Below are 11,324 nucleotides of genomic sequence, written 5' to 3' on the forward strand. Positions count from 1 at the left end.
CCGTTCATAAAGCTTATTGACAATGGTACATTTCAGTTATAACTCACATTTTGCACCCTTTTCAATAACAGGCAAGATGCCTGTTCCACAAAGAGGGAATTTTCTTGTGGAACGGGCATCTTGCCCGTTCATAAAAATCTATAAGCAGCGCGTCAAACCACTTTTCGCTTAAGTATTAATTATCAAAACAACGCCGATTTTAGAGCTTTATTTTCAATAAATCTCGAATCGACCAAGCCCACAACCAGAGTAGGTATGAAAATCGGATTTAATATCAATATAAGCTGTAGCGAATTCAAATTTTATGTTTCACGGCGAGGTGGAAAAAGCGTCAAATCCTCTCGCCTTCTCCCCTCTCTCCTTCCCCTCGTTAGCCATAACAGGCAATGTATATGGGTAGCAACTAAAAGCGGGGCTTAGTTGCTGCCGGTAAAAGTCACTAGGGGGAACTTTGACTGAGCTTCAGTCATCGGGCGCCGTCTGCCTTCCTCTTGCCAGTAGTTGATTACTTCTGTGGCTTGGTTGAGGATTTCGACGCGATCGTTATCAGCAATCCAGTGTTTGGCTTCGAGTTCGTTTTTGAGGTCTTCCCACGCATCTTTGCGTGGCCAGAAAAAGTAGGATGTCAGCGGGCTAGTTCCTTTGCCGACAACTTGGTCAACGGCGAGGGCAACATTCTCTTCTAGCCAGAGAACTTTTAAGATGAACTTGGACAAGCAAACCTCCAGGGTTCCGATCGAACTTGTTAAAAATTTCTACAATCGCTAAGCGTAGCACACTCTGTTCGATAATTGGTCATCGGCCATAAAAAGTTTTGTGGCGCGACTGCTTTTAGCGCCACTCAGGGGCTGGAAACCGATAAAATTTGGGTTCTCACCCGCCCTAGGTACAAGGATGGTTAAATTGTGAACAGAGTTATTGTAGTTTTTGACATTGATGGTGTGGTGCGGGATGTGTCGGGTTCCTATCGGCGGGCGATCGCGGATGCGGTGGAACATTTCACGGCGGGTGCTTTTCGCCCGAATTCTCTCGATATCGACTCTCTGAAGTCTGAGGGAGTGTGGAATAATGACTGGCAGGCGTCTTTCGAGTTAGTTTGCCGTTATTTTGAGGGAATTGGGCGATCGAGAAACCAACTCGCTCTCAACTATGACGAATTAGTGGCTTTTTTCCAAAGTCGCTATCGCGGGCCCGATGAGAAAAATTGGACTGGTTACATTTGCGACGAACCGCTGCTGTTAAGTCCGGCTTACCTGGAAAGTTTAACGGTTGGGGGCATTGTTTGGGGCTTTTTTAGCGGGGCGATGCGGGATGAAGCTGCTTATGTTTTGTCAGGGAAACTGAGTTTAAATTCCCCGGTGTTGGTGGCGATGGAAGATGCACCGGGAAAACCCGATCCGGCTGGACTTTTCGCGGCAATTGAACAGTTGGAAACTCTGCATGGTTTAGCAAAAAATTTGCCCGTGATTTACGCGGGAGATACTGTTGCGGATATTTACACGGTTGTGAAGGCGCGGGAAGTGCAACCAAATCGGGTTTGGCTGGGGGCTGGAATTTTGCCACCTCATGTTTTGGATGATGCTGTGCGCTGCGAGGCTTATGCTGCTGGGCTGGAAAATGCGGGTGCAGCAGCGGTTTTCAGGAATGTCGAGGAGTTGACGGCTGCGCGGATTTGGGAATTAGTTCAGTAGGCCAGTCAGTCTGTAGGCTACGCATTCCGCACCTTATTTTTTTGATAAACAATGTCTGTAGGGTGCAGCGAACCGGATATTATTGACAAACAAAGGTAATTTTGTTAAATAATTTTGCACCTTATCCTATTGACAAGTAAATGTAGTTTTGTTACATTTGTTTGTCAATTTTTGCATCTTTGAGTTGACAATATCTGCGGCGGCGGCTTAGTACAGAGTAGAGGTTAAGCTCTAGGAGAGTGCCACTATGTTAGTTTCGCGATCGACTGATAAACAACCTACGCTGGAAGAAACTCGGCAACTAGAAAAGCTCCAAGCCCAAATCGAGCGAGCTGTTGCTAACGGCAAGATATCTAAGCAAGAAATGGAAGACATCAGAAGAGCGATTTGTGCTGACGGAAAAGTTACTGTTGAAGAACTGGAACTGTACAGAATATTGGTGACAGATAGGATTGTTGCTGGAGAAGTAGAATACGATTTTTGAGAAGAGAATTCAACGGAGGGAACGGATTTTAGGGATGAATATTGAGGAAATAAGAAACCAGGAAGAAGAGTTTTAATGGTTCTTCAATAGTTTATTTACTGCTCTAAGCTGTGGAGCATTTAAACCAGTAACGAGGCTAGTAGGGTGCGTCAGCTAGAACCCTTACGCTGAAACGGAAAACCTTAGATGCTGACGCACCTTACGCAAGCCCTTTAAATGCCGAACAGCTTAGCAATCCTAAATGATTATACTCGTTACCAGGAAGAGCCTGGTAACGCAGACCCGGAGGAAGAGCCTCCCTAGTCTGGGCCGAGGCAGAGCCTCGCTTACATCGGTTCCCAGGCAGAGCTTGGGAACCAGTTAAATGGTTCTTCAAGAGTTTATTTACTGCTAGCTTAGGATGAAATTTGGCAATTTTTTGGAGCATCCCTTTTAGGAATTATACGCCACAATTATGGGATGCTCACAATTTTTCATTGGCGTTTTGAGATTATTTCAAGTGCAAGAATTTGTCTAATGCACTGACTGCAAGTGGTGGCCAGCGGCGGGTATTGGCAACCCAATCGAGGTCTTTGTAGCGGGAGTCGAGGCCGATGGCTGCTACCCAATTGCTCTCAGCTTCGCCGCGATTTCCAGCTTCCCAAAGACAGGCGCTGAGGGCGGCTCTCATGTCGGCAAATTGGGGGTATCTGCGGACGATGTTTTTCATGTTGCGAATTGCTTCTTTGGTTTGCCCGTTTTGATAAAGTGCCAGGGCGTGGTTGGCGCGGGCAAAGGCGTATTCGGGGGCTAGTTCAAAGGCTTTGCTGTAGTCGGCAATTGCTTGTTCCCATTGTCCTAAACCTGCTTCGGCGTTGCCTCGGTTGTTATAGGCGGCTGGATCTTGGGAGTCTAATTCTAGTACATGATTGTAGTCGGCGATCGCCTCTTCCCAGCGTCCTAAACCCTCTAAGGCGGTGCCGCGGTTTAGGTAGGGATCGGGGGCGTCGGGTGCTAGTTCGATCGCTCTTTCGTAGTCGGTAATAGCGGCTTGTAGTTTGTTTTGGCTGACTCTAGAATTGCCTCGGTTGCTCCAAGCTGCCGCTTGTGAGGGAAATTTTTCAATGATTTGAGTCCAAAAAGTTTCAGCGGCGGGAAATTTGCCTTCATTTGTAGCTTCAAAAGCTTTTTGAACGAGTTCTCCCAATTCCTGTTGGGGATCGGCGATATCTGTTGGTTGTACTTGTGCGGCAACGGGGGCGATATTTCCCAACCATACTAATCCGGTTACAATTAATACTGTAAAAAATGTGAAAACTGAGCGAATCATCGTTGTTGGTCGTTTAAACTTTACTAAACATATTATTAACCGAATTGGCGGGCGTTGGTTAGAAGATGTTTGAAAAGTCTGGGCGACTTAAGTCGCAGCTACAGGGACAAAACCTGCCTCCGCAGGTTCTGGATTTTGTTTCGTCGGGATAGGCGGACTTTGGTTGGGTAGTTGCGGGTTTAACTGATATCATGTCCGATCGATTGACCATAATATCCCGGCCGGCGCGGGTTTTTGAGATTGTCAATTATTGGCAGATATTGGCAGGTTTACCCGCCCCTTGCAAGCTCCAAGTAGCGCCTGAGCAGTCCATCAAAATTGATGCAACCCTTCAGGCGTTCGCGAGCTGACGGGGTGACAACCTCGTCAAAATCCCTACCTGTTGCGGATTTCGGCAAGTTGCGGTAAAAAAGATGAGGTAATTTTTGTCAACAAGCCCCATCTGTTAAATATGTTTCCTCAATTTTACCACATCCACCTGCAACACCAACTAAAAACGGACGTATACGTGACGCTTAAAATCTTGGTATATCTTTGGCAATGCCACAAACAAGTTAGTATTGAGTTGCTGGCTTCTTTGATGCCTTATCCCATTTTATTTGAGAGTCGTCCTTGCAGCATACAAAGATTTATTAAATTATCTTTCCTCGATATTAAAAACCTCTGGTTCCCTATTGTTCGATAATTTATAAAAACAAAATTTTCTCGCTCCCAGAGCCTTAAACTTACTGCTGTGATTTGGGTAGGAGTGATATTGCAGTTACTTCTGAGGGAGATACATTTAGCGGTAAATAAATTACCAAAGTTAGGAATCATTATGCCAAGTTGAGAGCAAATATCCAGCGAAAAGCCAGGAAAGGCTCGCGTTGCACTCGGCGTAGATGTCGAGAATTGTTGAAACGGTTGTCGGGCAAGGAAAAGCGCTTTCAGACTTTGGTAAATCACACTATCAGTCACCGTATCGTAACCAAGGCTAAGAACAAAAATCAAGTTGTCGCTTTGGAAGATTTGACGGGAATTAGGGAGCGCACAAATCAGCAGCCACGCTCGAAACAAGTGCGGAGACGATTCAATAACTGGGCATTCTTTCAGTTGCGCCAATTCCTAATCTACAAAGCTATAAAGCATAGCGTAAAGATTTTGTTTGGGGAGCCTAGCTAGATATACTAGCAAAATGTGCCACAAGTGCAATCATATTCACCCTGGACGGGGCGAATCTTATAGAATTGGTAAAAAGTTCGCTTGTGACCATTGTGGCTGGAAAGGTGATGCCGACTTAAACGGCAGTAAGAATATTGCTGCTATTGGGGCTTTCGTAAATAAGCCCTTATGTTCGAGATTGTTTTGCAATGTGCAAGATTATTTCAGGGCGATTGAAAGCCCACACTGTGCCTGTACTCAGGGAGCGTGCTGGGTAATTTACCAGGCCCTGCTACAATCCACTTAGTCTCCCTTTAATTTTTGCCATAGACTTCCATGAGTGAAACCGTCCTAGAAGTTCGCAACCTGCGGGTTCAATTTCAATCTGCGGACGCAGGCGATGCGTCTGCAACCGTCAAAGCGGTTGACGGCATTTCGTTTGAGGTCAAGCGAGGGCAAACTCTGGGCATCGTGGGAGAGTCGGGCTCGGGAAAATCGGTAACATCCCTGGCTGTTATGGGTTTGCTGTCGAGTTCGTCAACGAAAATCGAGGGCGAAATTTGGTTTTCTCCGACAAAAGACGGCGCTAGCAATGGGCCCCTTAATCTACTGGAAATGCCGGACAGGGAAAAACAAACATACCGGGGCAGTCAGATTGCGACGATTTTTCAAGAGCCGATGAGTTCGCTAAATCCGGTTTATACGATCGGATTCCAACTCACAGAAGCCATTTGTTTGCACCAACAGGTGTCGCAGACAGAAGCGCGACGCCAAGCTGCTTCTTTGCTGCAAGAAGTGAAGCTGCTACCGGGCGACGATGAGCTCAGGCAGCGGTGTTTGGCTTTGCGGCAAGAAGCGGTTCGGGAGGACGATCGCGATTTGATGCAGCTCGTCAACGGCCAAAAACAAGCTATGCTCGATCGCTATCCCCACGAACTATCAGGCGGTCAAATCCAGCGCGTGATGATTGCAATGGCCATTTCTTGCAATCCAACTTTATTAATTGCTGATGAACCTACCACGGCTTTGGACGTAACCGTGCAGGCAACAATCTTAGCTTTGCTGCGGGAGTTGCGGGACTCTAGAGGCATGGCAATGATTTTTATTACCCACGATTTGGGCGTCATTGCTGAAATTGGCGATACGGTGGCGGTGATGTACCGAGGCAAGATTGTTGAGTGCGGTGCGATCGAACAAATTTTCACCAATCCCCAACATCCTTACACAAAAGGTTTATTAGCTTGCCGCCCAACTCTCGATCGGCAAAGGCGCCGTTTGCCGACAGTTTCCGATTTTATGGATGTCACCACAAATGCTAGCGGCGAATTAGTAATTGTCGAGAAAAATGCCGATTTAGACGGCGACAACAGTGGGGGAAATCCCGCTTTTGCAACCGGAAAACCGCCTAGGCTGCCGCATATTTCCGGCCCTTTGCTAGCTGTTGATAACTTGCGAGTCGGTTTTCCGGTGCAGGGAATGTTTGGCGAAACTAAACGCTTGTTTATGGCGGTAAACGATATTTCTTTTGAGGTTTACCCCGGCGAGACTTTGGGTTTGGTGGGCGAGTCTGGCTGCGGCAAATCTACTTTGGCGAGGGCTTTGCTGCAATTAATTCCGATCGCCAGCGGTAAAGTGTTTTTTGAAGGTCAAGAAATTACGCCTCCTGCCAGAAGTAGTTCGGCATCGCAGTGGATGGCTAATTACCGGATGAAAAAAGAGTACGATCGCAAATTGCGGTGGCTGCGGCGCGATCTGCAAATTATTTTTCAAGATCCTTTTAGTTCTCTCGATCCGCGTCTAAGTGTTGGGGATGCGGTGATGGAACCGATGGTGATTCACCGCTTTGGTAAGAACCAGAAAGAACAGCGCGATCGCGCGGCTTATTTGTTGGATAGAGTGGGTTTAAATCCCGATTTTATGCGGCGCTACCCTCACGAGTTTTCGGGTGGACAGAGACAGCGAATTTGTATTGCTAGAGCTTTGGCTTTGAATCCTAAGTTTATTATTTGCGATGAGTCGGTTTCGGCATTAGATGTGTCGGTGCAGGCGCAAGTTTTAAATTTGCTGAAGGAGTTGCAAACAGAGTTTGGACTGACTTATATTTTTATTTCTCACGATTTGAGCGTGGTCAAGTTTATGAGCGATCGCGCGATCGTGATGAACAAAGGTAAAATCGAAGAAATTGGCACTGCTGAGCGCATTTACCGCCAACCGCAGCAAGCTTACACGCGACAACTCATAGCTTCTATTCCAGCGGGGAATTTGGAGCGAATTCGGCAACAGCAACTAGGTCGCCAAGCTGCTTGGCCCCCATCGCCTGCGGATGAATCAGAACAAAATTGATATCTAGTGTTTTAAACTCGTATCAATTACCAATTGCCCGTTACCAATTACTAATTAGCCATTGCGCGCGAACATCTCGTGCAAGGAAAAACTGCTAGGAAGATTTTTTTTTTCACAAATCAGAAGTTTATATTTATTTTAAATTCATAATTTATGCTCACATTCAACCTGTTTGAAGTTGACTAATATTCCGGGCTGTTTAACCCACAGCCAGGGCGCTAAACGCAGTATTTTTCTACATCAAACCAAGTTATTTCTACAGGCCAAAAGTGCGGTATAACAGGCTACGATAAGGCGGTAAGCAGATTCAGGCGCAGCCTAGATAATTAGGGTTTGCGTCTAGGACTAGGTAAATTAGGCCAAATGTCCAATGACTAACAACAATATATCGCGTAGTATTATAAGTAAACTCTCTCTCTGAGTCGCAAAAATTAGCAAATGCGTACCCCAGCTAAAAAGAGATTGGTGGCTACTTCCGTAAATATACTTAATTATCTCCTCGTTTTGGGTACATTTACCCAATTATTCAATATTAGAGCTCGCAAAGTAGGAAATATTTATAATATTTAAACATCTTTATTGTAATTTTTAAATCAGCACAACTCAAAGTAACTATAGAGTAAAAGAATGAAACATTCAGTTCAAGTAGGAGAATCCAAAAGCACTAAATTGGTGAAATTCCTGCAATTGTTGTGGACAAAAATTATGGCTGCAGTCACCACAATACAAAAAGCAGAATCTAGAAAGCATTCTGAAAAAAAAATCAGCGTAGCGACGATCGCCCCTGGGAGTTTATTCTCAATTTTGATAATTGTACTGCTGGTGTTAAACGGGTGGCTCGTAGCTGGCAGTGGCGATAATTTCTACCATCGCCAACTCGCCCTGGGATTTTTGGCAATAGCAAATATTGTCTTTTTGGCGGTATGGGCGGGATCAAAAGCTTCTGCTGTCGCAGCCCAAAACGATCGCCCATCCAGCGAACCCAACGGGGGCGATCGCTTTTTTAGCCTCTCGCTAGATATGCTGTGCGTCATTAGTTTTGACGGTTATATAACACTCATCAACCCAGCAGCAGAAAAAATCCTCGGCTATTCCCCAGGAGAAATGATTGGCAAACTCTTCATTGAATTCGTGCATCCAGACGATCGCGAAACTGCTTTAAAAGAAGCTGAAAGTGTTGCTACGGGGAATAATACCGTTGGGTTTGAAAATCGCTGGCGCTGTCGCAACGGTTCTTACAAGTGGATAGCCTGGACTGCTACGGGTTTCTGCGAGGAAGAATTGATCTATGGTGTCGGGCGCGACATTACCGCTCAAGAACAAGCAGAAGCAGCGCTGCAAGAAAGCCAGCGTTTTCTCGAACAAATTGCCAATGCTACTCCGAATATTCTCTATGTCTACGACGAGATCGAGCAGCGAAATGTGTACAACAACCGCGAAATCAATGTCGCGCTGGGCTATACCGTCGAAGAAGTTCAAAAAATGGGCAGCAGTCTGTTGCCTACCATTATCCACTCTGATGATTTAGCTAAATTTCCAGAATATTTGCAGCAATTGGAAACTGCTCCCGACGGCGAAGTTGGTGAGTACGAATACCGGGTGCGCGACAAAAATGGCTGTTGGCGCTGGCTAGTCAGCCGGGAAATTGTATTTAGCAGAACAGAGGAGGGAAAAATTAAGCAGCGTCTCGGTTCTGCTACGGACATTACAGAGCGAAAAATAGCAGAACAAGCTTTAGCAGAACAATTGAAACTTTCTTTATTCACAGCAGATGTGGGAATTGTTCTAACTCAAAACCAGGGTTTGCGTAGAACTTTGCAATATTGCGCCGATGCAGTTGTGCGCCATTTGGATGTTGCCTTTGCTCGGATTTGGACGTTGAATGAAGACGGAAATGTATTGCAACTGCAAGCAAGCGCGGGGATATATACTCATATTGACGGCGCTCACAGCCGCATTGCTGTCGGGGAGTTCAAGATTGGTTTAATCGCCCTGGAGCGACAACCTCACATCACTAATTCTGTGAAAGAAGATCCCCGAATCCAGGACAAAAAATGGGCGGCGCGTGAAGGAATGGTGGCTTTTGCTGGATATCCCCTAATTGTTGACAATCAGTTGCTGGGAGTAATCGCGATGTTTGCTCGCCAGGAGTTGAACGAATCAACGCTGATTGCTTTGGCGTCAAGTGCCGATACGATCGCCCTGGGAATTAAGCGCAAACAAACAGAAGAAGCTCTCGCCAGACAACAGCAAACTTTGAGGGCAATTATTGACAACGCTCCGATCTGGGTATGGCTGACAAATGCTAGCGGACGGATGTTATTAATTAACAAAACTTTCTGCGAAGATGTGGCTATACCTGAATCAAGATTTTTAGCAGCATCTCACTATTCCGAAGTTATGGGATTAGAAGCATCTGCTAACTGCATGGCATCTGACGCGCAAGCGTGGAGCCAAGATATTCCCTGTTATGCTGAAGAAGTGATGCAGCTTGCTGATGGTAAAGAACATTATTTGGAGACAATTAAAACTAAGGTCAAAGATGATTTTGGAAACACGATCGGCTTAATCGGCTTGGGTTTGGACGTTACAAAACAAAAAGAATCTCAAAGACAGTTGCAAAAGTCGGAAGCGAGATTCCGCAAATTAGCGGAGCAGGAAGCGCTGCTGAACCAGCTAGCTAGCAATATCCGCGAATCTCTAGATTTAGATACTATTTTAGCAACAACTGTGCAGCAGATTCGCGACTTGCTGCAAGTCGATCGCTGTGTGTTTATCTGGTATTTGCCCGACGCTTCGCCACCAGCTTGGGATGTCGTCCACGAAGCTAAAAATGATGACTTGGTCTCGCTTTTGGGTTATTTTCCTGCTGACATAACGGGTATGCTGCCGCGAAAAATCGCTAATTTGGAAGTTTATCAAATAGATGATGTTGCAACTGTCAGCGATCCCGTAGAACAAAAATTCTTTTTGGAGGTTGGTTGCAAGTCTGTCTTGGATTTGCCGATTAAAAGTGCGGGGGGTCTAACTGGTGTTGTTGGCTGCATTTCTTGCAGGGAGGTTCGCCAGTGGACAAAAGAGGAAGTGGAGTTAATGGAGGCAATTGGCGATCAACTAGCGATCGCGATCAGTCAATCTAAACTTTACACTCAAAGCCTCGATTCAGCCCGGATAGCGCAAGAACAAGCAGCCAAACTAGAAGTAACTCTGTGCGAACTTAAGCTTGCTCAAACCCAGCTCATTCAAGCAGAAAAAATGTCAAGTCTCGGTCAGATGGTAGCAGGAATCGCCCACGAAATCAATAACCCTGTCAGCTTTATTTTCGGCAATCTTACCTACACAGAAGAATACGCCAGAAACCTGATGAAACTGGTAGAAATGTATCGAGATGAATACCCGGAACCTTCTCCAGCGATTCAGGAAGAAATAGAAGTTTTAGAGCTGGATTTTGTGCTAGACGACTTGCCCAAAATGCTGTCTTCTATGCAGGTGGGAGCCACTCGCATCCGGGATATAGTGCGGAGTTTGCGAAATTTCTCTCGCCTCGATGAATCTGACATGAAAAAGGTTAACATTCACGAAGGAATCGACAGCACATTGATGATTTTAGAACACCGTCTGAAAGTTCATCCCAATAGCGTAGCGGGTACGGAGTACGATCGCCCAGCAATTCAAATCGTTAAAGAATACGGAAAATTGCCACGGGTGGAGTGCTACGCCGGACTATTGAATCAGGTGTTTATGAATATTATTGCTAACGCTATTGACGTTTTACAACAACCGCTCGAAAATCCGGGAATTATTCGCATTCGTACAGAGGTAGAAGGTACTCTCGCTGTGATTAAAATTGCTGATAACGGTCCCGGTATCACCGATCGAGTCAAGCAACGGATATTTGACCCGTTCTATACTACCAAACGGGTAGGTTCAGGAACGGGGATGGGTTTAGCGATTTCCCATTCAATTATTGTCGAAAAACATAAAGGTGAAATCAAGTGTTTCTCGGTGGTGGGGAAAGGCACTGAATTTATAATCGAAATTCCGATTAAAAGGACAGAAAATTAAATTGGTTTGTAGGCAAAAATACTAAGGTGCGTCAGTTTGAAAAACCAGATTTTTTTGTACTAACCTTAAGACTGACTCACCCTACAAACGCCAACATATAAAACTTATTTTACCAGAAATTTGTCTGGTTAACAATATGAACGAGACAACTAAAATTGATATGATATTAAAAATCTAAAATCTAAAATCTAAAATCTAAAATCTCAAGACGCACTCTACAGGCTACACACAGAGAAAAGTTATTTTACCAGAAATTTGTCTGCTGCGTATTGCCCACCCTCCAACTAAAATT

General features: G+C 45.4%; 9 protein-coding genes. 7 read left to right on the forward strand and 2 right to left on the reverse strand.

Annotated features, from left to right (window positions below; genetic code table 11):
- Positions 1-416: 416 nt before the first annotated feature.
- On the reverse strand, positions 417-728 hold the full coding sequence (locus tag QUA88_RS24090) for a 30S ribosomal protein PSRP-3 (RefSeq protein ID WP_333056906.1): 312 nt from the start codon (positions 726-728) through the stop codon (positions 417-419).
- A 177-nt stretch (positions 729-905) separates the two neighbouring features.
- On the opposite strand from QUA88_RS24090, the gene QUA88_RS24095 reads away from it, so the two are divergent.
- A complete protein-coding gene (locus tag QUA88_RS24095) occupies positions 906-1,691 on the forward strand; it encodes a TIGR01548 family HAD-type hydrolase (protein ID WP_333211905.1) in 786 nt (261 codons plus the stop codon).
- Positions 1,692-1,938: 247 nt separating this feature from the next.
- Complete coding sequence (locus tag QUA88_RS24100) at positions 1,939-2,175, forward strand: hypothetical protein (RefSeq protein ID WP_333056864.1); 237 nt, start codon at positions 1,939-1,941, stop codon at positions 2,173-2,175.
- 490 nt (positions 2,176-2,665) lie between these two features.
- Here the strand turns inward: QUA88_RS24100 and QUA88_RS24105 are convergent, their stop codons facing one another.
- The gene (locus tag QUA88_RS24105) at positions 2,666-3,484 is read right to left on the reverse strand and encodes a tetratricopeptide repeat protein (RefSeq protein ID WP_333056863.1); all 819 of its coding nucleotides are present in this window, start codon (positions 3,482-3,484) and stop codon (positions 2,666-2,668) included.
- Positions 3,485-3,935: 451 nt separating this feature from the next.
- Between QUA88_RS24105 and QUA88_RS24110 the strand changes: the two genes are divergently transcribed.
- The 5 genes from QUA88_RS24110 (at position 3,936) to QUA88_RS24120 (ending at position 11,032) form a co-directional block, all read left to right on the forward strand.
- A complete protein-coding gene (locus QUA88_RS24110) occupies positions 3,936-4,169 on the forward strand; it encodes a hypothetical protein (protein WP_333274231.1) in 234 nt (77 codons plus the stop codon).
- Between the two features lie 218 nt (positions 4,170-4,387).
- A complete protein-coding gene (locus QUA88_RS29570; RefSeq protein WP_445243048.1) occupies positions 4,388-4,645 on the forward strand; it encodes an IS200/IS605 family accessory protein TnpB-related protein in 258 nt (85 codons plus the stop codon).
- Positions 4,629-4,931, forward strand: coding sequence for a zinc ribbon domain-containing protein (locus QUA88_RS29575; protein WP_445243046.1), 303 nt, complete (start codon positions 4,629-4,631; stop codon positions 4,929-4,931). Before QUA88_RS29570 ends, QUA88_RS29575 begins: the two co-directional genes overlap by 17 nt.
- Before the next feature lie 29 nt (positions 4,932-4,960).
- Positions 4,961-6,967: an ABC transporter ATP-binding protein gene (locus QUA88_RS24115; protein ID WP_333056862.1), complete on the forward strand. Its 2,007-nt coding sequence runs from the start codon at positions 4,961-4,963 to the stop codon at positions 6,965-6,967.
- 627 nt (positions 6,968-7,594) lie between these two features.
- A complete protein-coding gene (locus QUA88_RS24120; RefSeq protein WP_333274234.1) occupies positions 7,595-11,032 on the forward strand; it encodes a PAS domain S-box protein in 3,438 nt (1,145 codons plus the stop codon).
- Positions 11,033-11,324 lie beyond the last annotated feature (292 nt).

The organism is Microcoleus sp. D3_18_C2 (genome assembly GCF_036702395.1).
Taxonomy (GTDB): domain Bacteria; phylum Cyanobacteriota; class Cyanobacteriia; order Cyanobacteriales; family Microcoleaceae; genus Microcoleus.